The organism is Arcanobacterium pinnipediorum, from assembly GCF_023973165.1.
GTDB classification, from domain to species: Bacteria; Actinomycetota; Actinomycetes; order Actinomycetales; family Actinomycetaceae; genus Arcanobacterium; species Arcanobacterium pinnipediorum.
In genome coordinates this window covers 856,857-880,137 of the sequence record NZ_CP099547.1, presented here as the reverse complement: position 1 = coordinate 880,137, position 23,281 = coordinate 856,857, and the positions used below count along the sequence as shown (strand labels likewise).

General features: G+C 49.6%; 20 protein-coding genes. 8 read left to right on the top strand and 12 right to left on the bottom strand.

The genetic code is table 11. The features are described from left to right. The first annotated feature begins 84 nt into the window (after positions 1-84). Positions 85-2,502: a DNA gyrase/topoisomerase IV subunit A gene (locus NG665_RS03865; protein ID WP_252673970.1), complete on the top strand. Its 2,418-nt coding sequence runs from the start codon at positions 85-87 to the stop codon at positions 2,500-2,502. Here NG665_RS03865 and NG665_RS03860 read toward each other — a convergent pair. The 4 genes from NG665_RS03860 to NG665_RS03845 all read right to left on the bottom strand — a co-directional run bounded on the left by NG665_RS03860 (position 2,499) and on the right by NG665_RS03845 (position 6,919). Then, positions 2,499-3,464 carry a GNAT family N-acetyltransferase gene (locus NG665_RS03860; RefSeq protein ID WP_252673969.1) on the bottom strand — a complete coding sequence of 322 codons (966 nt, stop codon included), beginning with the start codon at positions 3,462-3,464 and terminating at the stop codon, positions 2,499-2,501. The genes NG665_RS03865 and NG665_RS03860 overlap by 4 nt on opposite strands. After that, positions 3,461-4,507, bottom strand: coding sequence for a GNAT family N-acetyltransferase (locus NG665_RS03855; protein ID WP_252673968.1), 1,047 nt, complete (start codon positions 4,505-4,507; stop codon positions 3,461-3,463). The genes NG665_RS03860 and NG665_RS03855 overlap by 4 nt, the downstream gene beginning before the upstream one ends. Before the next feature lie 18 nt (positions 4,508-4,525). Continuing rightward, positions 4,526-6,631, bottom strand: coding sequence for a DNA gyrase/topoisomerase IV subunit B (locus NG665_RS03850; RefSeq protein ID WP_252673967.1), 2,106 nt, complete (start codon positions 6,629-6,631; stop codon positions 4,526-4,528). An 84-nt stretch (positions 6,632-6,715) separates the two neighbouring features. Continuing rightward, positions 6,716-6,919, bottom strand: coding sequence for a DUF7455 domain-containing protein (locus NG665_RS03845; protein ID WP_252673966.1), 204 nt, complete (start codon positions 6,917-6,919; stop codon positions 6,716-6,718). A 120-nt stretch (positions 6,920-7,039) separates the two neighbouring features. Here NG665_RS03845 and NG665_RS03840 point away from each other — a divergent pair, with 120 nt between their 5' ends. Continuing rightward, the gene (locus NG665_RS03840; RefSeq protein ID WP_252673965.1) at positions 7,040-7,645 is read left to right on the top strand and encodes a 3'-5' exonuclease; all 606 of its coding nucleotides are present in this window, start codon (positions 7,040-7,042) and stop codon (positions 7,643-7,645) included. Between the two features lie 72 nt (positions 7,646-7,717). Here NG665_RS03840 and NG665_RS03835 read toward each other — a convergent pair whose 3' ends face one another. Both NG665_RS03835 and NG665_RS03830 read right to left on the bottom strand, forming a co-directional pair. Further along, positions 7,718-9,202, bottom strand: coding sequence for an RNA polymerase sigma factor (locus NG665_RS03835; RefSeq protein WP_252673964.1), 1,485 nt, complete (start codon positions 9,200-9,202; stop codon positions 7,718-7,720). A gap of 239 nt (positions 9,203-9,441) precedes the next feature. Beyond that, complete coding sequence (locus NG665_RS03830) at positions 9,442-10,569, bottom strand: DUF4192 family protein (RefSeq protein ID WP_252673963.1); 1,128 nt, start codon at positions 10,567-10,569, stop codon at positions 9,442-9,444. A gap of 107 nt (positions 10,570-10,676) precedes the next feature. Between NG665_RS03830 and NG665_RS03825 the strand changes: the two genes are divergently transcribed. Continuing rightward, the gene (locus tag NG665_RS03825; protein ID WP_252673962.1) at positions 10,677-11,729 is read left to right on the top strand and encodes a polyprenyl synthetase family protein; all 1,053 of its coding nucleotides are present in this window, start codon (positions 10,677-10,679) and stop codon (positions 11,727-11,729) included. On the opposite strand, the gene NG665_RS03820 is transcribed toward NG665_RS03825, so the two are convergent. Continuing rightward, the gene (locus NG665_RS03820; RefSeq protein WP_252673961.1) at positions 11,726-12,088 is read right to left on the bottom strand and encodes an Rv2175c family DNA-binding protein; all 363 of its coding nucleotides are present in this window, start codon (positions 12,086-12,088) and stop codon (positions 11,726-11,728) included. The genes NG665_RS03825 and NG665_RS03820 overlap by 4 nt on opposite strands. Positions 12,089-12,223: 135 nt before the next feature. Between NG665_RS03820 and NG665_RS03815 the strand changes: the two genes are divergently transcribed. After that, positions 12,224-13,543 carry a lytic transglycosylase domain-containing protein gene (locus NG665_RS03815; RefSeq protein WP_252673960.1) on the top strand — a complete coding sequence of 440 codons (1,320 nt, stop codon included), beginning with the start codon at positions 12,224-12,226 and terminating at the stop codon, positions 13,541-13,543. Between the two features lie 70 nt (positions 13,544-13,613). Then, a complete protein-coding gene (pknB, locus tag NG665_RS03810; protein WP_252673959.1) occupies positions 13,614-15,581 on the top strand; it encodes a Stk1 family PASTA domain-containing Ser/Thr kinase in 1,968 nt (655 codons plus the stop codon). Here pknB and NG665_RS03805 read toward each other — a convergent pair. Both NG665_RS03805 and NG665_RS03800 read right to left on the bottom strand, forming a co-directional pair. After that, positions 15,568-16,818, bottom strand: coding sequence for a 3-deoxy-7-phosphoheptulonate synthase (locus NG665_RS03805; protein WP_252673958.1), 1,251 nt, complete (start codon positions 16,816-16,818; stop codon positions 15,568-15,570). The genes pknB and NG665_RS03805 overlap by 14 nt on opposite strands. A gap of 101 nt (positions 16,819-16,919) precedes the next feature. Continuing rightward, positions 16,920-18,140 carry a pyrophosphate--fructose-6-phosphate 1-phosphotransferase gene (locus NG665_RS03800; protein ID WP_252673957.1) on the bottom strand — a complete coding sequence of 407 codons (1,221 nt, stop codon included), beginning with the start codon at positions 18,138-18,140 and terminating at the stop codon, positions 16,920-16,922. 77 nt (positions 18,141-18,217) lie between these two features. Between NG665_RS03800 and NG665_RS03795 the strand changes: the two genes are divergently transcribed. Both NG665_RS03795 and NG665_RS03790 read left to right on the top strand, forming a co-directional pair. Then, positions 18,218-18,604 (top strand): hypothetical protein, encoded by a 387-nt coding sequence (locus NG665_RS03795; RefSeq protein WP_252673956.1) that lies wholly within the window; start codon positions 18,218-18,220, stop codon positions 18,602-18,604. A 41-nt stretch (positions 18,605-18,645) separates the two neighbouring features. Further along, the gene (locus NG665_RS03790; protein WP_252673955.1) at positions 18,646-20,442 is read left to right on the top strand and encodes a DEDD exonuclease domain-containing protein; all 1,797 of its coding nucleotides are present in this window, start codon (positions 18,646-18,648) and stop codon (positions 20,440-20,442) included. Positions 20,443-20,515: 73 nt separating this feature from the next. Here the strand turns inward: NG665_RS03790 and NG665_RS03785 are convergent, their stop codons facing one another. Further along, the gene (locus tag NG665_RS03785) at positions 20,516-20,911 is read right to left on the bottom strand and encodes a response regulator (protein WP_252673954.1); all 396 of its coding nucleotides are present in this window, start codon (positions 20,909-20,911) and stop codon (positions 20,516-20,518) included. Between the two features lie 209 nt (positions 20,912-21,120). Between NG665_RS03785 and NG665_RS03780 the strand changes: the two genes are divergently transcribed. Next, complete coding sequence (locus NG665_RS03780; RefSeq protein ID WP_252673953.1) at positions 21,121-21,744, top strand: superoxide dismutase; 624 nt, start codon at positions 21,121-21,123, stop codon at positions 21,742-21,744. 164 nt (positions 21,745-21,908) lie between these two features. Here the strand turns inward: NG665_RS03780 and NG665_RS03775 are convergent, their stop codons facing one another. Then, complete coding sequence (locus tag NG665_RS03775) at positions 21,909-22,847, bottom strand: FKBP-type peptidyl-prolyl cis-trans isomerase (RefSeq protein WP_252673952.1); 939 nt, start codon at positions 22,845-22,847, stop codon at positions 21,909-21,911. 50 nt (positions 22,848-22,897) lie between these two features. Further along, positions 22,898-23,239 carry an iron-sulfur cluster insertion protein ErpA gene (gene erpA / locus NG665_RS03770; protein WP_252673951.1) on the bottom strand — a complete coding sequence of 114 codons (342 nt, stop codon included), beginning with the start codon at positions 23,237-23,239 and terminating at the stop codon, positions 22,898-22,900. Positions 23,240-23,281 lie beyond the last annotated feature (42 nt).

The following is a 23,281-nucleotide window of genomic DNA, read 5'->3' as shown; positions in this document are numbered from 1 at the left end:
TGATAGCTATCGGCGTTGTCTTTATCACCACATTGGTATGCGTGGGTTGCCCAAAATCACGATTATTCTTGTGATAATAGAACAATGGTAGCTACGCACAACGAAAACATTACTGATATTGATGTCTCAGTTGAGATGCGAAATTCTTTTTTGGAATATTCCTATTCAGTGATCTATTCGCGTGCACTACCTGATGCGCGCGATGGTCTGAAACCGGTTCAGCGACGCATCTTGTTCCAGATGGATCAGATGGGATTGAAACCCGACCGGGGGCACGTGAAATCCTCACGTGTGGTGGGTGATGTGATGGGACGCTTGCACCCCCACGGCGATTCCGCAATCTACGACGCAATGGTTCGCTTGGCACAAGACTTTTCATTGCGGTTGCCCTTTGTTGACGGTCACGGAAACTTTGGTTCTCCCGACGACGGTCCAGCAGCACCACGATACACCGAAGTGCGCCTTGCTCCAGCCGCACTAGCAATGACGACGTCGTTAAATGAAGACGTCGTTGACATGATCGCCAATTACGACAACACCTACCTAGAACCAGAGGTTTTGCCCGCAGCTATCCCCAGCCTGTTAGTCAACGGTTCATCGGGTATTGCGGTAGGTATGGCTACGAATATGGCTCCACATAATCTCGGTGAAGTCATTGCTGGAGCACGATTCTTGTTGGAACATCCAGATGCCAGTCTCGATGAACTCATGCGCTATATTCCTGGGCCAGACCTTCCCGAAGGTGGGAAAATCGTTGGTCTTGAAGGTATTCGCCAGGCCTACGAAACTGGCCGAGGGATCTTCCGCACGCGGGCAACTGCCCATATTGAAAACATTTCGCCACGTAAGAAGGGAATTATTTTCACCGAGTTGCCGTATCTTGTGGGGCCGGAAAAAATCATTGAGAAAATTAAAGACGGTGTTTCAGCTAAGAAACTCCAAGGTATTTCTGGTGTTCAAAACCTCACTGATCGCCATCACGGCACGCGGCTTGTTGTTGAGGTTAAAAATGCGTTTAATCCCGAAGCTGTTCTTGCTGCTCTCTATCAGCACACTCCGCTCGAAGAGTCCTTCGGTATTAACAACGTTGCACTTGTTGATGGTCAGCCTCGCACTCTCGGTTTGAAAGAAATTCTCGATGTGTTCCTCCAACATCGCTACAGCGTAACTCGGCGTCGGAGCGAGTTCCGGCTTCGAAAAGCACAGGAACGACTCCACCTTGTTGAAGGTCTTTTAATAGCCATAGCTGATATTGATGAAGTTATTGCCGTGATTCGTAGCTCAGAAGATTCAGCTACTGCCGCCTCACGCCTAATGACTATTTTTGATCTTTCTCAAGCCCAAGCCGATTATATTCTTGAACTTCGATTGCGCAGACTAACCAAATTCTCCCATATCGAACTCGAATCAGAACGCAATTCGCTTAACGAAACTATTGATGATCTGAACGATATTTTGAATTCTGACCAGCGAATGCGCCACCTTATTTCACAAGAATTAGCTGATGTGGCACGCCAGTTTGGCACGCAACGCCGAACCGTTTTGCTGGAGGCAGATGCAGTTGGTCAAACCAACAAGGCCAAACCGGCTCAGCTCAAGATCGAAGATGATCCGTGCCAAGTTATCCTCTCCGCAACCGGGCGTATCGCCCGCATCGTCGATGGGGAACCAATTCGCCGCGAAGGTCCGCGAGTAGCACATGATGCTATTGGCGCTGTTGTCAATACAACGAATCTTGCTGAGATAGGCGTTGTCACATCCGCCGGCATGCTTCACCGGCTCAACGTCGTCGATATTCCTGCAATTCCCGATACCCAAAACGCACCTAGCCTTGCAGCTGGAACAGTTCTCAGCGAACTGCTTTTACTTGCCAAAGACGAAACTCCGTTGACAATCATATCGTTGGCCGACGAAGCGAAAGTTTTAACATTGGCAACTGCAGCTGGAAAGATTAAACGTGTTGCACTTGACCCGCCAAACAAAAGCCAATTTGACGTCATTACGCTTATGGACCACGACTACGTCGTTGGCGCTAATGTCTCTGCAGATACCGACGTCGTCATTCTTGTCACCTCCGATGCACAACTCTTGCGGTTCGATGCCGCAGCAGTTCGTCCTCAAGGGCGTTCGGGGCAAGGAATAGCCGGAATCCGGGTTGGCGATGGAGCTAAAGTGGTTGCGCTCGGCGTAGTTCCAGCAGATGATCTTGCCGGACACGCAGTCGCGACAATCGCCGGCTCCTCCCAGGCTTTGCCTGGAACTGTAACTGGCAGTGCAAAAGTCACTCCGCTTGATCGTTTTCCAGCTAAAGGGCGTGGAACTGGCGGCGTACGTGCCCAACGCTTCTTACGCGACGAAGATATTATCGTCACTGCATGGATTGGCCAGCTTCCGCCACGAGCGCTAACAGCTGACGGAAAACCAGTTAACCTTCCAAACATTGATGAACGACGCGACGCTTCAGGTAGCGCGTTGGCAGATATCGTTAGTGTGATTGGTTAAAGCGCAAGCGACATGACGTGGGTTCGGCCCAACTCAGAAAAATCGTTGGCATCGAAAATATCGATAAACGGTGTGCCTTGTGGGTCAGTTACGGCAACATCTGCAACAACTGAAGGGTAGCCCGCATCATTGAATTGTTGCAAAGCTCTATAGACAAGAGCAGAACCGAGGCCGGAATTACGCCACTGCGGTGTGACAACCACCTCATCAATGTAGGCATCAGTTGTTTCTGCGTCGTCTATGACGCTGGTGAAAACTGAAGCTAATAGATATCCGACCACGCGTGGCCGATCGCCAAACATATCTCGCGCAACAAGGCACCATTCGCGATCTAAATGAGCGATACTTTCCTTCCATAGTTCAACAGTTTGGACGTCAAAGAGCGATGATTCAGCCACGGTAGCATTATGAATTCTGCGAACTTCATCAATGAGGTCATCGCTGAGCGGGCCGATGGAAATGTATTCCGATAACGCTAATTGTTCATGGGAATGGGCTGTGTGTCCGCGCACTTGGACGAAAGTAGCTTGGCGGCGAAAACCTCGCGCATAGGCTAACTGACTGAAATTTTCATGGTCAGACTCGATATAGAGTAAGGCTTGGCCATCAACAATGTTCATTCGGGTAGCTATTTCTCGCGCTACCTGGATTTGGCGTTCTAGAAGCTGTGCACCCAGCCCTTGGGATCGCCATAACGGTAGGACGCCGCCGGAAAGTGTTATTGCAAAATTACTGCCACCAGGCTGTAGCGCCCGAGCTAGCCCGAAGGCAACGAGTTTTTGATCTACCCAAGCTCCTTGCGCTCGCCACACATACGCGTTATCAAAATAGGTCGCTATTTCTGTAGCTGAGGTGCGAATAGGTGCCTGATCGTATTGTTCGATCTTGGAGATAAGTTCTACCAGCAACGGCAGATGTGAGCTGTCGAGTTCGGACCATGTCCAATTTTTTTGCGTCTTCATGAAATATCTATCGAATACACTATCTCGCGCATCGCCAAATTAAACCCATAATTGAGAAGCGATGCTGGAATCTTTTCAGTTCTACTGACCACCGGAGCTACGACAAACTTAATATTTTCTTCATAGGCCGGACCTAAAACACTGAGCACCATATCAGTACCGATACCGCGATGACGCAAATTTTGCTCAATGCCATAGTAGTAAATGCGCAACGTAGTGGTTTCTGGAATCCGCTCAGCTAACGTGTAGCCTACGAGCTGATTATCTTTGATAAGCAGCGAAGAAAAAACTTGATCGGCTCGTTTTAAGGTCCACTGCCAGGCACTTGCGGAAAGGGGTTGGAAGCGCTCTAGGGTCAAAATGAGCCGGTTGTGGAGGCGACGTAATTCCGAATCGATTTGTGGCGTGTAGCCGATCAGAGAAAAACCTTGATCAGCTATTCGCTGACGGGCGCGCGTACTCAGATCTAGATGGAGGCTGTGCGTTGGGGTCGATACATGGCTGATATAACTAGTTGGTGTGTATCCACCTGCGGCTAGCAAACGACGCCGGCTCGTATTATTTTCATCCGCTAAGGCGCGGATGGAAACTGGGTACTCTCCAGGATACTGTGCCAAGAGCTGACGAGCACGATCATCTTGCCATTCTAATAACGATCGTCCGATACCACGACCTACCCATTGCGGGCGTACCACTGCAGATACTTCAGCTTGTAATTCCGATAGCGGTTCTACATTAACTCCCACCCAGGCAAGTGCTTGGAGTTTATTGTGTGAGTCCCAACCACTGAGCACATCAGATGATTGAGACTGTGAGCCAAATTCCTCAAACCACAGGCCAATCGTTCGTTTTGATACTGGAACAAATCCGAGTGGCGAATCATGGGTGCTGGTCATCAAATCGACAACTGCGGGTAGATCTTCAGATGTTAATGCACGCCAAGTCAGTCCCAGATGCGGACCTGGGATACGCACAGTTGCCGGAGCATCGATCCGTTCAGAAAATGACCGGCTCCGTATCGGGGGCGTTGGAGAGGCATGCATAGGAATTATTCTAGCGTGTTACGCATCGATCTGGTCACGTGAAATATGCGACGCACCTTCAACAATAAATTCTTTGCGCGGACCAACCTCAGAGCCCATCAGTAATTCAAAAGTGTGCTCCGCGTAGCGCAACGCAGCTTCGTCAGCCATAGAGATCCTGCGAAGCGAACGATGCTCAGGATCCATCGTGGTTTCAGCAAGCTGATCGGCATCCATTTCACCTAAACCCTTATAGCGCTGAATGGGCTCTTTATAAGATCGCTTGGAACGTTCTAATTTGGCTAATTCTTGGCGCAATTGAGCATCTGAATAGGTGTAGATGTAGCCGCCTTTACGCCGTCCTTGACCCGAAACTTCAATTCGATGCAATGGTGGAACAGCAGCATAGACTCGTCCTGCTTCAACCAAAGGACGCATGTACCGGAAGAACAACGTTAAAAGTAGTGTACGGATATGTGCCCCATCGACGTCGGCATCTGTCATAAAAATAATTTTGCCGTAACGGGCTGCATCTAGATCAAAAGTACGCCCCGATCCGGCGCCAATAACCTGAATAATCGACGATACTTCCTGATTTTTCAAGATATCGGCTGGCGAAGCCTTTTGCACATTCAAAATCTTGCCGCGAATCGGCAACAACGCTTGGAACTCAGAGTTGCGAGCCAGCTTCGCGGTTCCCAACGCAGAATCACCTTCGACAATAAAAAGTTCTGAGCGTTCGACGTCTTCAGATCGACAATCAGCAAGTTTTGCTGGTAACGACGACGTTTCTAACGCATTCTTGCGGCGCGAAATCTCTTTTTGTGTTCGGGCAGCTACGCGGGCTCGCATCTCTGCAACGATTTTTTCCAAAAGTCGAGAATTCTCCGTCTTTTGGTCGCGCTTAGTTGAGGAAAGAATTGCGCTGAGCTCATTTTCTACAACTTTTGCGACGATACCGCGTATTGGCGCAGTCCCCAAGATTTCCTTGGTTTGTCCTTCAAATTGTGGCTCAGGAAAACGCACTGTGATAACCGCGCTCAGGCCAGCTAAAATATCATCCTTTTCGATTCGCGGATCTCGAGCAGTGACTTTGAGCTGGCGTGCCTTTTGCTCGATCGCGTTTCGGACAACCTTAACTAAACCCTGTTCGAAACCAGCTACGTGGCTGCCACCTTTCGGCGTGGCGATGATATTGACGAATGATTCTTCGATCGTATCGTAGCCAGTCCCCCACCGCAGTGCGATATCAACTAAACACGTTCGTTCAACATCCGATGATTGCAGATGCCCACTGTTCTTATCTAAGACTTGGACTGTTTCAACAAATGAGCCTTCACCTGTGATATGCATCGTGGAGGTCAGAGCTGGATCAGTTGCAAGAAATTCGACGAAATCCACAACGCCCCCGGCGTATGAAAACTCCGATTCGATCGGTTCACTGCCACGAAGATCGCACACCCGGATACTGAGCCCTGGAACTAAAAATGCTTTTTCTCGAACACGCTCAATCAGCGATTCATAGGAGAACTGTGAATCTGATGGAAAGATTTGAGGATCATACCAATACCTGACTCTCGTGCCGGTTTCCTTCTTTCGAGCTTTTCCAGTTACGCGCAATGCTGACTGGCTAGTTGCAGGCTCAAAGGTTGCATCTGGGCTAGGTTCGCCGGTGTCAGAAAAAGTTCCTGATTGACCGCGTCGGAAAGAGATCTCATGTACTTTTCCGTGGCGTTGCACAGCGACGTCTAAACGCTGGGATAAGGCGTTAACAACTGAGGCGCCAACTCCATGCAGTCCACCCGATGAAGAATACGACCCGCCCCCGAATTTGCCACCAGCATGGAGCTTCGTATAGACGATTTCGACGCCGGACATCCCAGTTCCTGGAACTTCATCTACTGGAATACCGCGCCCATTATCGACAACTTCAACAGATTTATCTGGATGTAGCGTGATGGTGATTTCGCTGGCATAACCTTCGGTTGCCTCATCAACAGCATTATCGATGATTTCCCATGCGCAATGCATCAAGCCGCGCGAATCGGTAGAACCGATATACATTCCAGGACGTTTACGAACTGCCTCTAGTCCTTCTAGTACGGACAGATGGCGGGCGGTATATTCTTCTTTGGTCTGTGGCACGTTAGATATCTTAGCTGTTCTTTGGATGACAATAGGCTAAGGCACGTGCGAGGTTGCTCGCACGTGCCTTAATTGGTGGATGTTTTATTGCGTAAGCTTTGGAGATTCGTCAACGATAGATACTGCAATCTCGCTCAGTTTGCCGCTATATTTGCGCCCGTGGTGAGCACAGAACATGAGTTGGCCTGATTCGAGATCAACACGTACATAGGCTTGAGCTCCACATGCATCGCATCGATCGGCGGCAGTAAATGTTGAACGTGTTGTTTCTTCAGTCATTGTTGTCATGGTCTATATCTTGTCATGGATTTAGCCCATAGTCAGTAGTGGGGTGGGAACTTTCGCGCCCGGCAAAATAACCGTAGGCTATAGTCATCACGTATCAATGAGTGCGCCGCGGAGGATGGAATGGACTATGCTGTTGTAGACCTCGAGACTACCGGGCTTGACCCGCATAGGGATCGAATCGTCGAAGTCGGTGTGGTGCTACTTAACCAGAAGTTAGAACAAGAAGCGTTCTTCACATCAATTGTTAATCCGCAGGTAGCAGTTAGTGCTACCCATATCCATCATATTGACGATCAGGGCGTAGCTAACGCTCCTACTTTTAGTCAACTACTTCCGAGTCTTATCAAACTTTTCAACCACCGTATCCTCATCGCACATAATGTTGTGTTTGATATGGCATTTCTCAATTGTGAAAGTGAACGAAGCGCTCTGCCGCTCAATTTCGAACGCCACCACGCAGTGTGTACCATGGATCAGTCACGTATCTACTGTTCTGACGGTTCGCACTCGTTGGCGGGATTGGCGCAGCGGCTCAATATCGAGACGCCGATCATCCATCGCGCGTTACCGGATGCGTTAACATGCGCAGAACTATTTCGCTACTATGTTCAGGCTGAAGCGCGTGGTCTACGAGTAACACACAGTGCGCGTAATCGCCGAGGTGAAAGAGTCCAACCATGCGAATGGGCCCGGGCACGCCCATGGCATGACCGGACCCGTTCGTAGTTCTATTCCAGCGCTGACCTGATTTCCAGCGGGTTTATCACCTGTGGCTCAATAGTTCGCTGTTGGCGATGATTAATCGAGATAATCACGCAGGACTTGCGATCGAGATGGATGGCGAAGCTTTGACATCGTCTTAGATTCGATCTGGCGAATACGTTCTCTGGTTACTCCATAGACTTTTCCGATTTCATCGAGAGTCTTTGGTTGCCCGTCTGTTAATCCAAATCGCATGGAGACAACTCCGGCTTCACGTTCGGAGAGCGTATCGAGGACCTGATGGAGTTGCTCTTGGAGGAGGGTGAAACCAACCGCATCGGCTGGAACCACTGCTTCCGAATCTTCAATGAGATCACCAAATTCTGAATCGCCATCTTCTCCTAGTGGCGTGTGGAGTGAGATAGGTTCGCGTCCATACTTTTGGACCTCAATCACTTTATCTTCACTCATATCTAGCTCGTGAGCCAGTTCTTCGACAGTAGGTTCGCGACCTAAATCTTGTAACATCTGCCGCTGTACTCGCGCAAGCTTGTTAATAACTTCAACCATATGCACTGGAATGCGAATCGTGCGAGCTTGGTCTGCCATAGCGCGCGTGATTGCTTGACGAATCCACCACGTGGCGTAGGTTGAGAATTTGTATCCCTTGGCATAATCAAACTTCTCCACTGCACGAACGAGTCCGAGATTGCCCTCTTGGATCAAATCCAAGAATAGCATTCCGCGGCCAGTGTAGCGTTTTGCCAGTGATACAACGAGTCGTAGATTAGCTTCAAGAAGATGGTTTTTTGCTTTGTGCCCATCTCGGGAAATAATTTCTAGTTCCCGGCGCTGGCGCACATCATCGATATCGGTTGTATCGAGAATGTGTTGTGCAAACAATCCAGCTTCGATGCGCTTAGCGAGTTCAACTTCTTCTTCGGCGTTTAACAGAGCTACCTTGCCGATCTGCTTGAGGTAGTCTTTGACAGGATCGGCAGTTGCACCGGCAACGTGGACTCGCTGAATAGGTTCGTCGGTATCATCTGAATCTCGGACGATAAAAGCACCTGAACGCCGAGTTGTCGTTTCTGATTCCGTTTCGGACTCATCGCCAGCTTCGTCAGCGCTATCTTCAGACTCAGCGCTTTCCTCATCGCCGCTTTCATCTGGATCGTCGTCGGTTTCGTCTAGATCTACATCGACGTCGAGTTCAACATCTTCTTCCTCGAGAGTATCGGGCTCATCTGGAGAATCGAGCAATTCATCGACGTTATCGAGCTCTTCTTCAGAATCATCGGACTCGATTTCATCGACATCATCAGCCTTTGCTGAGCTGGCTTTCTTCGATTTTGGCTTCTCCTTGGCAGCCGGCTCGCCTTTAGAAGCTGGCTGCGCAAGATTGGCGCTTTCTACGTGGTCAACGATAGTCTCAATATAAGTAGCTTTGACTGTTTTTGCCGGTAGCGATAAGCCGAGATCTGACGCAATTTTTTTCAGTTCCGGCACCCGAAGCTTGGCAAGCTCCGAAGCATCAGAGTACGCCTGGAGTTTTTCAGAGTAACGGGTAGAAGCAGTCACGTGGTACCTTTCGTGTGGAGGCAAAGCCCAATAAGCCCTTCCATTATAGCGTGATTAGCGTTTATAATCCGCATCGAGGGCAGTAATTGAACGTTGGGTAGGCGCACTTTATTCCACTTTTAGCTAACTAATACTTCGAAATACGCGCGTTACCACGTATTACCAGAGATTTTTACAGCTATGACTAATGCCACATAATGCCTCCTTGCACTTTTGTCAGCTCGTGGCGCTGGTGTTATCTAATCGCTTTTCTGGCGACCAGCGGTAAACCATGGTGGCATAATTCGTCCGGTGAGGATGGCGTCCATGAGCTGAGCTAACCGATAGTTCTCATTCGAATCCAAGGCGAGCTCCACTGCCTGGCGTGCCAGATGAACCTCACCGATCCACCAATATAGATAGGCGATTGTCGCATAGGCGCATGGAGAATCATCAGCTGAAAAACTTGCGCATGCATTCAAGATATCAATCGCGAGCCGAGCACGATCTATGAGAGCTTGCGACATTGCAGTGGAACGAATGAGCTGGTAACAATCCGCCCATGGCACATCGGCGCGCAGATCTATGTCACTAATTGCCCATAGCAAGATTCGATCTCTGATTTGGGAATCATACAATGCCGCATTTAGCTTCCCGATTCGCTCTTTGTTTCCTAGCAGAAAAAGGAGAGTGCTGGGCGTTAAACTTTGTTCACAGTGGGTTACTTTGTCAATACTGTTTGACCACAGTCTAATCCCGTTGATCGATTCTGGTTCAGAGCGCAGAGCATTTTCAGTCTCGATGCTCGTCATTCGACGTGTGATCGATACGCGCCGCCAAATCCCTGCCACTGTGATATTAGGTGAGGGTTCTTCTTCGTTGCTATCGGTCTTTGGTGGCATTCGGATCTTATCCACCCTGCGCGCAAGATCAAATCTTACCTCCTTATCGCTAACTACCGAGGCAGTTGACCATACGGTTGCATCGGTGACGAGTACCGCAAACTTCACAAAGTGCGGATGTGGCGACTTTGCAAGGATCGCATAACTTTTCGTGACTGTGTCAATAAGTATCTGCCGGTGGTGTTGTGATGAGATCTCTAGCTGGCGATCGACTACCGCCGTCATCCCGGGTGCTAAAGCCCAGCACATAACCACTTCGTGGGGTTGAGTATCGCAGATGAATTCAGCGATATTTCGCCCAATGACATTAGCAGATTGGCAGGCATCTAAATCGATGCGCATGGTGGCCAATAGTCTGTAATGTTCTTGGTATGCACCTAAGGCACAAACGTAGACGATATTATGGTCGCTGCCTAATTCATCCGCAGTGATCTGTGGAGCGTAGATGAGGCATTGTTCCTTGGAAGTAATAAGATATGTTTTCATGTCGTTTAGTCAAACAGGTTTGAACCTCTGACTTCTTCAATTTTTCTCTTCTTGTGGAAACCCAATCCAGTAGGCTTAACTGTGGACAACCCGCTATTGTTATACACGTGATCAGTTCCCATTTTCGTTCGGCAGTCTCCCAGCGCCTTCTCACACTCTTGGATGAGGTTCCCGATTTCGTTGATAGTGTGCGTGCTCGAGAGCTCTTCACTGAATTTATCAGCCCTGCCCGCCAGTTAAGTTCGGGTGGAAAACGAACCCGCGCTCTCTTTGTTGGCGGTGGTTTTCAAGCGATACGACCATCATCATCAGATCTTCCACTTCATGCTGCCGTGGCAACTGAGATTTATCAGGCGTCAGCTCTTGTTCATGACGATATTATCGACGATGCTGATACTCGCCGTGGAATAACCTCCACCCACCAGTTGTTTGCCGCAACGCACAGTGCACAAAATCTCTTAGGGGCTAAAGATGTTTTTGGGCGCCATAGTGCGCTTCTACTCGGAGATTATCTGCTCTCACTCGCTGGTGAGGAGTTTGCTCGCCAACCTGCATCCGATGCAGATTTCCGCTCAGCTTCACAGTTATTCGCCACGATGACGGCTCAAACAGCATTCGGGCAATACATGGATATGCGCGCCGAATTTACCGACGTTGATAACGACGTCGAACGCGCACTTTCGGACGCATTTTTAGTTTTGTTACACAAGTCTGCACGCTATTCGGTGGAGTTACCTGTTCTCTTGGGCGCTTCGCTCGCCGGTGCAGATTCAACTGCCCTGGACCAGCTAACATTATTTGCTCGCCCGCTTGGCGAGGCTTTTCAACTCCGCGATGATGAACTTGGCATTTTCGGCGACTCAGCAGTGACCGGAAAACCTGCTGGAAGCGATTTTAGTGAAGGAAAACGAACAGTACTTCTGGCATTGACTCGGCATATGTGTCAAGATTCGGAGCGAGATTTTATCGATGCACATTTAGGTAAGCCTGTTACCAGCTCTCAACTCCACCTAGTTAAAGAGATCATGATCTCGTGTGGCGCCTACGATAGGCATGAAGAGTTAATCGCTGTTCGTGAGCAAGACGCGCGCGATAACTTGCCTCGGCAGTCAACAATTTTAACTGAATTAACCCACGCTCTTCATCGGCGCACCGCTTAGAAAGCGAGCATGAGAATCGCACGTCGCACCGCATGAATATTTCCACTATGTAGTGCCTCTAGCGGTGTGCTGTGCAACTGTTCGTTATAGGTAGTTAGCCAAGATAAGGCTTCTTCATCGTCAAACCCGTTATCACGCAGCGTGGTGATTGTGCCGGGCAATGAAGGCAGTATATCCGCAGTGGTTTCAGATACTACCAATTGTTGGCGGTGTAGCGCCCATGCATTATTTTCCCCACGACGCACGGCAATGATCTTATGCTCAGCGATAGCAGAGCGAATGTCGCGCTGCCGTAGGCCAAGTAGCTCGGCAACTTCGGGTATGGAAAGCCATACATTATCTTCATGCTCAACGCTCATCAGAGAATAATATCGCTCAATTTCGATGGTTAGGTAGAAACACGCCGATAAATAAACTATTCTCATTTATAACAAATACATCAACTGCACCATCTTTAACATTAGTAACTGGTGCATCGTGTCCCTGGAGGATTTATGGCCACGTGGAAGTCGCGATCAAACGCTGCTCTCGCAACAGCAACTGCTGTCACCTTGCTAGCACCAACCGCCGCTTCTGCGGTAACTCACCAATCTCACACTCCACAACGTGCCCCACTTCATACTCAACCGGCACAACAGACATTGACGATGAGTTATCAAGTGCGACCTGGTGACACTGTTTGGGGCATATCGCAGCGTACCGGGGTACCGATGGCTGAAATTATTCAGATGAATAATCTTGGTCCTTCTGCACTCATTCGCGTTGGTCAACATCTCAAACTTCCCGTGCGCACGCCGGCGATTCGAGATATTCCTCCAACACAACTGCCACCGCAATCAACCCCAGCTACGGCACATAGCGCATCTACCTACACTGTCAAACTAGGTGATAGCCTCAGCGCCATTGCCCAACGGTTTAACACCACAGTTAGCGCACTTGTTGCCACCAACGCGATTTCAAATCCGAACCTTATCTTCCCCGGGCAAATATTAACTCTTAGCTCCGCTCAACCATCTGTGGCACCCACTCCGGCTCCGGCTCCGGCTCCGGCTCCAGCACCAGCTCCTGCTCCGGCTCCAGCTCCTGCAACCCCAGATATCGCAGCTGATGAGCAACAAAATGCCAACCAGACCTACGTCGTCCAGACCGGAGATACACTCGGGCACATTGCACGCAAATTCAATATTGCGCTCAATGACTTAGTTGCATTGAACAACATTGCCAATCCCAATGTCATTTTCCCTGGCCAACAATTGCGTATCACAGCTACGACCACATCGGCACCTAGCTCTAGCGCAACAACTCCAGCAACACCCGCTCCTGGAAAGCGTCTTGTGGAAAATAACTTCCCCGGATACACCTACGCACAAGAAGTTGTGGATGCTGCAAACGAAAACAAGTTCGCCTTAATCAACCAAGATCTACCTTCGCGCGAACACATGCAACACATCGTGCGTGAAGTAGCGGCACAGATGGGAGTCGATCCGCGACTCGCACTCGCACACGCATATATCGAATCTGGTTTTGATGCCAGTGCAGTCTCACCGGCAAATGCTATCGGAGTTATGCAAGTTATCCCTTCGTCTGGCCAGTGGGCAGGAACACTCGTGGGACGTGAACTCAACCTTCTTGACCCCTACGATAACGTCGTTGCCGGAGTTGCTATTATCCGCTACCTCCACCAGCATGGCGACGACTTTGACCAAGCCGTTGCAGGCTACTATCAAGGACTAGGCGGCGTCCAAAAATATGGCATGCGCCCAGATACAGTTCAATATGTAGCAAAAATTAAGGCGGCAATGCAACGTTTCTAAGAGTATTGCCACACCGACACGCAAAAGCCGACTACACACGTAGTCGGCTTTTGCCGATATCCTAAAAGATGTGAACTCAGATCCACTGCTCAACGTCGCCATCGACGATCGCTATATTATCGTCTCTCGCCTAGCTAGAGGCGGCATGGCTAGTGTCTACCGAGCTCACGATACTCGACTCGAACGTGATGTGGCAGTAAAGATTATCCATTCCCACCTTGCCGAACAACCAGACTTCGTAGAACGTTTCATCCGAGAAGCCCGCTCTGCTGCAAAATTATCTAGCCCTCACGTAGTCAGCGTCTACGATCAAGGCGTAGCCCCTACCCCATTAGGGAACCTTCCCTACCTCGTTATGCAATTGATTCCCGGACCTGATCTTCGATCACAGTTATCAAAGCATGGCTCCCTACCTATCGGCATAGCGCTAACAATCACTCGCCAAGTTCTCCAAGCACTCGCGGTAGCCCACAGTGCTGACGTCATTCATCGCGACGTAAAGCCAGAAAATATCCTATTAGACCGCGAACTTGACATCAGTGCAATTATCGAAAAGCCAATTATCAATGCCCAGGTAGCAGATTTTGGGCTGGCACGTGCAGCATCGAGTTCAACTCAAACCGCAGTTGTGTTAGGAACAGTAGCCTATGTTGCTCCTGAACTTGTCACAAATGCAGTAGCTGGCCCTGCAGCAGATATTTATGCTGTTGGAGTGATGCTCTATGAGCTTATCGCCGGCTCGCTACCTTATACTGGCGAAACACCAGTAGCTATCGCATATCAGCATGTTAATGCTCAAATCCCACATCTGAGCGAACTAACCGACTGGATGCCGGCCCACATTGATTCACTCATTCGACTTTTCACTGCAAAAGATCCACAAAAACGCCCTCGCAATGCCAGTGCAGCACTCGATGCGTTAGACGATATCATTCGCTCAATCCCCGAAGATATTGCCATTCGTCGGGTTCCAGTCTTTGCGCACCAAGCCGTACCCGAGGCAGTGAACACTACCGAACACTTAACTCAACCCCAGACGATTGAGCCCATCACGACTCAGACCCAACAATTGCATACATTGCCCCAACCTAACAACCTTCCGGCAAACGATTCTCAAGGACGCTCTCGCCAGCCACGAGCCGACGTCGTCGCTAAGAAACGACGCCGATGGCCCATCGTCGTCATCGCTGTGCTGATCGCGCTAGCAACTACGTTAGGGTGGTACTTTTTATACGGACCAGGACTGCGGATTACCATTGCCGATGTTGAAGGACTATCTGTTGCACAAGCTAGTGAAAAACTCACCGAGCAAGGCTTCGATGTCTCCCTCGCGTACGAATACTCCGATACCATCGACAAAGACCACGTTATTGCAACCACACCGGCTGGAGGGTCTCGAATCCACCCTGACACCATGGTTACTATCACAGTCTCTGACGGAATCCGCTACGCTACAGTCCCTGACATCGTTGGGAAAACTGGGCAAGAAGCCAAAGAGCTCCTCGCCAAAGCCGGCCTAGATAATGTATCGGAAGTAACGCAGTATTCTGACACGGTAGAAAAAGATGGCGTCATAGCGCAAAGCATAGCGCCAAAGAAGTCAATCCCGCATAACAACGAAATGACCTATACCGTATCTCTTGGCAGAGCGCCAGTAACCATTCCCGATCTTAAAGCATTAACGAAAGACGACATTATAGCCACGCTTGAAGAAGCTGGTTTGACGCCGGTGATAGTTGAGGAGTTTTCCGATACTGTAGCTGCGGGGCATTTCATTTCTCAAAATCCGCCAGCCGATGCCGACGGCCATCGCCTCGATGAAGTTACGGTCGTGATTTCCAAAGGTCCAGAGCTGATCGAGGTCCCATCTGTTATCGGCTTGCAACGCGATGCAGCCGTTGCAAAACTTAACGAAGCCGGTTTTGAGGTCAAGGTTGAAAATATTTTAGGCGGATTGTTTGGTACCGTACGGTTACAAGATCCACTCGGTCAATCCAAAGCTAGACCCGGCTCTACTGTAACAATCAGTATTGTTTAGCCAATAACTGGCTGGTGGCAAAAGCTACATCGAATAGTTGGCGCGGGTTAAGTCGCGGATCTACCAAAGCTTCATCAAGGATCTCATCGAGTTCGGGATACTCTCGGCTATCTGCAATTTCCATCAAGTTTTCGCCCGAAAACTCAATATGTATCCCTGCTGGAGCGATACCTTCGGCCGCACACACCTCAAAAAAATCGTGGATTTCTTGGATAATGTCGGTCAAGAACCGCATCTTTCGGCCGTTATACGTCAATGTGTTGCCGTGCATGGGATCGATGATCCACGAAACAGGCCGGCCATCTGCCACCCCAGCACGAATTAACTGCGGAAGTACATTGCGCAATTGGTGGGCACCCATTCGCGGAATAAAACTCAGCCGTCCTGCACTACCGTGTGGGTTAAGAGCTTGGATGAGATCGTGGATATCAGATGGTCTAGCTTTGGGACCTAATTTGATTCCAATAGGGTTATTAACCTGCTGCGCATATGCAATCTGCGGGCTCGATATGTAACGGGTACGTTCGCCAATCCATAGCATGTGCGCCCCGCGATTATATCCAGCCTCATCAGTCATAGCCTGTTCATAAAACGGCAAAAGTGACTCGTGGGAGATAAAAATACGCTGAGCATACTCCGGGCGCGACGCACCCACCAATTGCTCGAATTCTTTATACTGCGCCGATTCATTGCTAGCCGTATTCCACTCTAACGCACACCGGGATGAAACGAATGGTGATTTTTCGAGATCTTGGATGTAGCGGTAGGCGCGCGCAGCATTTTCAACAGCCCGAACGAGGCGCTGCGGATCAGGAGTACGTGCTTGAGCGGTGAAAACATGCGAATTTACGGCATCGCCACGATAAGAGGGCAAGGAGATACCATCTCGATCCTCATAGGCTAAGCTTCGTGGTTTCGCATACTGACCTGCAATGCGCCCGACAGTGACAACTGGAATCTGGCCCTTGACGTGGGCAATGAACGCTGCTTGGAGAAGCGAACCTATCTTGGCGCGCACATGGGAGCGAGTCGTATCAGAAAACCGCTCCGCACAGTCTCCGCCTTGAATCACAAAAACTTGCCCTCGCCCAGCATCACCGAGCAAATTCGTCAGTTCTCCAATATCGTCGGTAGCGACGATCGGGGGCTGGCGGCGGATATAGTCCAGCGATATATCGACTTGATCCTGGTCTGGATAGATTGGCAGGAATCTTTGTGGAATATCCCGATGTGTCATGCCCGTTATCGAAGCTCCGTGTCTTGTTGAGGTGAGAAAGAAAATACATGGTGGCCGGCCTTTGATCGAGCCTCGGCCAGCCACCACGATGAGTTATCTACTTACTGAGCAGGCTTTGGCTCCCACTCTTGACCGATACCATCCATGAGTTGTGCGAACCATGGCTGGGAGACATCGAATGCCTTGTGGCCAGCAATGCGCTTGAAGTCGATTGCCTTTAAGGTATCGTTATCTTCTTCGTCGTGTCCGATGACGCCAGAGACGCCCTCTTGAGCAGATTTGACAGCCAACTCAACCATCGATTCGATGAGCTCAAGATCTTTAGGATTAGATGCAGCCGAACGGGAGAAGTAGCCCGACTTTTGGACCATGACCTTTTCTGCACCGATGATCTTTGCGAACTGGTTGGCAAACCACTGCCCTGGGTTGATGGTGTCGAGCTTGACGTGACCGAATGGATCTCGCTCTACTTCGATACCATCTTCGAGCATTTCTTCAATGATTTCTTCAACGCCAGCACCTTCGGAAAGGAAGATGTTCACATTGCCCTGCTCGTCCATGATCTTGCGCAACCGTGAGCCTTCGACATCGAGATCGAAGGTGATTTCTGGAATGTAGACTGCATGGACATCCCAACGTTCTTTGGACAAACCAGCTGACGGTACCCACTCTTGCTCGTTGAGCCACTCGCGGTAGTAGTGAGTCGCCTGCGCAGTGAGGTACCCACAAGCGCGACCCATCACTTCATGGATAATGAGCATACGTGGGTTAGAACGGTGCTCACCAATCACGTTCTGGGCGAACTTCGATGCTTGTTCAGCTGCCGTGTAGGCGCCTAGAGATTGACGAATTGGAACAATATCGTTGTCGATCGTCTTTGGCAGACCAACAACGGTTAGTTCGTAATCGTTCTCGTGTAGATATGCAGCCAGGTCAGCTGCGGTGGTGTTGGTATCATCGCCACCGATAGTGTGCAAAACATCAACGCCATCTTTGCGCAGTTGCTCTGCAGCAACTTCGAGAGCGTTTTGACCAGGCTTGATCAAACCACGATCGACAAGGTTTTGGGAGTTGGTGAGCTTAACACGGGAATTACCGATTGGTGAGCCACCAAACTTCTTTAAGGTTGCTGCATTGGCTCGGGCTTCGTCGTCGAAAACAACGTAGTTTCCGGTGAGTAAACCGTGGTAGCCATACTGGTAACCGATGATTTCAGCTTCTGGCATTTCCTTGGTGTAGTGCTCAATTAGGCCACCTACTGCGGTGGACAAGCATGGCGCAAAACCTCCAGCGGTAAGAATTGCTACGCGACGGATAGACATCCGTATCCTTCCTCTCATGTGTGACGCGGGTTGCTCCCGCTTCTCTTGTCCTAGTCTACCGGTTGTAAGCTAGGACTATGGCACGTGAAGATAATGATTTGGGCAACCTTTCGAACTGGGATGCCGACGCTGAGTGGAAAGATTTTATTTCCATCGACCAGCCGCGCCCGTATGCGGACCCGCGCAATTGGACTCCTAGTGAGGACGACGAAGAATTCGATCCGCGAAATCTTCCTCCTGCCACGCCGGTGGCTTCGGGTTCTTTTCCGCAACTAGCTGCGGGTTTGTGGAGTTTGTGTGCGGTGTTTATTGCGGTGTTTATCGCCGGATTTTACGGCGTTATCGTACTTGAAGAATACCTTTGGATCCTTGCGGCAGTTGCCGGGTTGGGGTGTGCGGTTGGAGCAGTGATTTTGCATTCTCCACCCAATAGTGATGATAACGACGACGGAGCTCGGCTGTAGTGACAGCATTGTGTGGTGGAGGCTCACTTTAGAATGTTGTTATGAAAAATATCCAGACGGTTGTGCCTGGGCGGCGTATTGATACCGAGACCGTGCCGGTTCATCGGCGCGGTGCGCCACCTTTGGAACCAGAACAATTAGCGTTTGAGGATTTGGAGCTGGCTCTTGATCAGGCCACGTTTCTCGTCGTCGATGTTGAGACAACTGGCGAAAAACCGGGATTGCACTCGTTAACTGAAATCGGTGCGGTTAAGGTTCGTGGCGGGGAAGTCATTGGTGAATTTCAGTCGTTGATCAATCCCGGTGTTCCGATCCCTGCTTTTATTGCACGTTTGACGGGTATAACTAATGCGATGGTAGCAACTGCCCCGCCATTGGCCCAGGTGATGATCTCGTTTATTGAATTTATTGGGCATGATCCGGAATTGATTTATGTTGCACACAATGCTCGTTTCGATATTGGGCAACTAAGCGGAGCCGCCCAGGCTATTAATCTTCAATTTCCCAAGCGAGCTACTGTTGATACCGTCAAGCTCGCGCGCCGAGTTTTTACGCGAGATGAGGTGCCGAATTACAAGTTAGCTTCACTGGCACGCTTTGTTGGAGCACATACTACTCCCATACATCGCGCCTTAGATGATGCCCGGGCAACGGTTGACGTCTTGCATGGTGTTTTATCTCGCCTTGGTTCTGTAGGCGTGACTCACGTTAATGATTTACTCACTGCACATTCATCGGTTCCAAATAGCCGGCGTCGAAAAGCTTCCTTGGCCGATGAATTACCGAAAGGGTGCGGTGTTTATCAATTTATTGGCCCAAATAACGAAATATTGTATATCGGTGTATCTGCGAATATTTATCGGCGAGTTCGCTCATATTTTACTGCAGCTGAAAAGCGTAGACGTATCAATGAAATGGTGGATCTTGCGTGCCGAGTTGAGGCGATACCAACAGCTACTGTCCTGGAAGCACAAATTCTAGAAATCCGGCTTATCCGTGACATTACGCCGTGGTATAACAAACGCTCTCGACCGCGTGCCCGGTATTGGGTGGGTATGACGAACGAAGCGCATCCGCGCTTAAAAGTCACCACCGTAGCACCTGGCGATCAACTCCGTTCGTTGCTTGGCCCGTTTACCAGGAGATCTGCAGCGCACCGAGCTAAGGAGCTATTGGAATCAGTTTCACGATTGCGCACATGTTCCGATGTGTTGCCCGCACAACCTGATGGGCGCCCGTCGTGTCACATGGAAGAATTAGGATTGTGTGATGCTCCGTGCCGCAGCGGTATTATGCAACGCCAGAGCGTGGATGTAGTTTCTCAGGCGTTGCAGGGCAATCTTGATTACATACATAACCAGACGATGAAGAAGATGGAATCTTTGGCTCACCAAGAACGATTCGAGGCCGCCCAAGGCGAACGTGAATGTCTTTATGCTCTCGTGGAGGGTGCGGTTGCGCATTCGGTGTGCGTTCCACTTATTGAGGCTGGCCGAATCATTGCTGCTGCGCCTGCAGTTAACCAGCCCAATACGTGGGAAGTTATAGTTGTCGATCATGGAAGATTTCGTGAATCGCATATTTTTGTAGACGAAAACGCAGTGCGGAGGTTCGCCACTGAGTTCGTAGTTGCCAACCCGCTAGCTCCGCTTCCACAGCGCCCATTCGATGCGGTCTCAACTGATGAATTACGTTGTGTATCTCAATGGTTGTGGCGTGATGGGGTGCGAATTATTGCAGTTACCCATCCCGAAAAACTATCTACTGCAGTTACTCATGCACGAAAGATAACGCTTCCAACGCTAGCCGGTAGTGAGCACTCGCTTTGGGATATCTAAGATACCGGGCTGCGTCCTAGATTCTCCAACGCCAGTTGTTGAGCCCTCCTGTGAGCTCTTAGCGCTATAGTTCTTAACCCAACAGTTTTTCAACGGTTGCTGAAAGCGCAGCTGCATCAACCGGGTACGGCAAAATGGCTTCTGGTTTTGCTACGCGTGCAAGCCACTCATCTTGGGGACGAGCAATCAGAATGATATAAGGGATGTTTTCGTTAATCTCATCGCGAACCATTTTCCCTAAGCCGATACCGCCAAGCTTGGGAGTTTCAGCATCAAGGATCAGAAGATTAAATGGAGCATTGCTTTCTTCGGCTTCTTTGATTTTGAGAATCGTGCCATCTGCAGTAGCGCCTTCTACCCAGTCAATTCCGACTCCGGTTCCATAAACTTTGCGACCTACGCTACGCATCACAGACTCACGGACATCGCTGTTATCTGAATAGACCAGCACTTTCACACGCGAATCCATCTCCACCTCCGAGTAAAACGTGACTAACTGGTTCCTAGTCTACGTTGTTTCGCCACTATGAACGACTTGACACACATGGTTCACCACACAGCTCATTGGTTAAGCGCGTTCACTGTTAGTAATAATTATTCACAAAAGATTCAAAAGTAGCGCATAATAGAAAGACAAGGTGGACCTTAGTCCTAAAATAACGATCATCGGAGGTCGACATGTCTATTTACACTCTCCCAGAACTCCCCTACGACTACGCCGCATTAGAACCGCATATTTCCGGAAAGATCATGGAATTGCATCACGATAAACATCATGCTGCATACGTCACTGGTGCGAACACTGCGTTAGAGAATCTTGCTGCAGCACGCGAAGCTGGCGACCTGTCGAAGATCAACCAGTTCTCCAAAGATCTTGCGTTTAACCTTGGTGGGCACACCAACCACTCCATTTTCTGGAAGAACCTCTCACCAGATGGTGGCGGCGAACCAGAAGGTGAACTCCTCGAAGCAATCAAGGATTCCTTCGGCTCATTTGAAGACTTCAAAAAGCACTTCACTGCAGCAGCAACAGGTATCCAAGGCTCAGGCTGGGCTGTTTTAGCCTACGATACGATTTCTGGAAAGCTCACCATCTTCCAGCTCTTTGACCAGCAAGGAAACATTCCAGCGGTAACTATCCCACTATTTATGGTGGACATGTGGGAGCACGCCTTCTATCTTGACTACCTCAACGTCAAGGCAGATTATGTCAAGGCAATATGGAACCTTGCTAATTGGCAAGACGTTGCTGCTCGCCTTGCGCAAGCTCAGGAGCATACTGCCCAGCTCGTTCTGCGATGAAGTCTACTAACCGATTCATTCTCACCTGACTTTCACCGAACGATAATCAATATTCCGTTCTTGATTAAGTCGTAAAAATAAGTGGTGCGAGGTTTAACCTCGCACCACTTATTTTATTGCTAGATTTTCTGACCTACCACATTGACGATCAGCAGATTTTGGGATCAGTCAATGCCTAAAATATCAACGACAACAGCAAATCCAGGAGATTGATTCTCTGAGCCTGGCTGTTCGTTTGCAGGGGCCATAATCAAAACTCGTGACCCCACTGGAACATCCTTCAAACCATCGAAGATTGATCCGGCACCAACAGTAAAACGAGTTGGTCCAGATTGCCCATAGCTCACTTCTGATTTCGAATTATCGATCGGAGACAGCGCATATTGGACGTAGAATCCTGAGCCTTCGCCACCAACTGGAGCACCAGAGCCGCGTGCGATAACGGTTGTAGAAATTTCCGTCGGATTAGGTGTACCCTCTTTGACCCGAACCGTAATAGGTTCACCCAAATTTCCACTGATCTCTACCGGCAACGAGGCGATATCTGTTTCCACTGTCGCATTCGGATCGCCAGCTTGACGTGCACCATAAGCATCAACAATTTCGACGTAGAACGCTATCGTATCCTCAGGTCCGATACCTGCTTGGGCATTTCCTCCCGAAGGCCCATACCCCATATCGGATGGGATAGACAAAACAACCTTTGCCCCTGGCTTCAAGCCAGTTAAGCCTTTTGTCCAGCCTGGAATAACTTGCTGAAGTGAAAACCCAGTTGGTTTTCCGCGCGCAAATGATGAATCGAAGGGGTTATCTTGACCCCAAACTTGGCCCACATAGTTGGCAATAACAAAATCTGTTTCTTCAATGTCTCGGCCGATACCGGCGTCGAGAACGTCTTTCTGGAGCCCTTCGGGCGGATTAGAATCCGGAAACTCCAACCGAGTCTTTACGCCATCAAGTTTAACTGAGGGTAGTTCGGTACCCGGGACAGACTTTTGTGCAACCTCAGCTTTATCGACACTTTGTTCGCCAGCAGAATCTGCTCCACAACCCGATAATCCAAGCACGAGTGCAGCACATGCTGCCATAATTGAACGCTTCACAACTTACTCCTTTAAAAGGCGTACAGGATCTATTCCACAAGGCCAAGACCTCAGTGGAACGATTCACCGCACGCACATGAGCCTTGGGCATTCGGATTATCAATCGTGAAACCCTGACGCTCAATAGAATCAGCAAAATCGATGGTAGCTCCATCGAGATACGGTACCGACATTCGATCGACCACGACTTCAACGCCGTCGAAATCACGTAGCGCATCGCCATCTAGCAATCGCTCATCGAAGTAGAGCTGATACATCAGTCCAGAACAGCCACCGGGCTGAACTGCAACACGAAGACGCAGATCATCGCGGCCTTCTTGTTCTAGAAGTGATTTAACTTTTGCAGCAGCAACATCGGTGAGGCTAACAGCGTGGGTAGCAATTTCACTCATCTTTTCCTCCAATTAAAGATAGACATGGTTAAGGTTATCGGC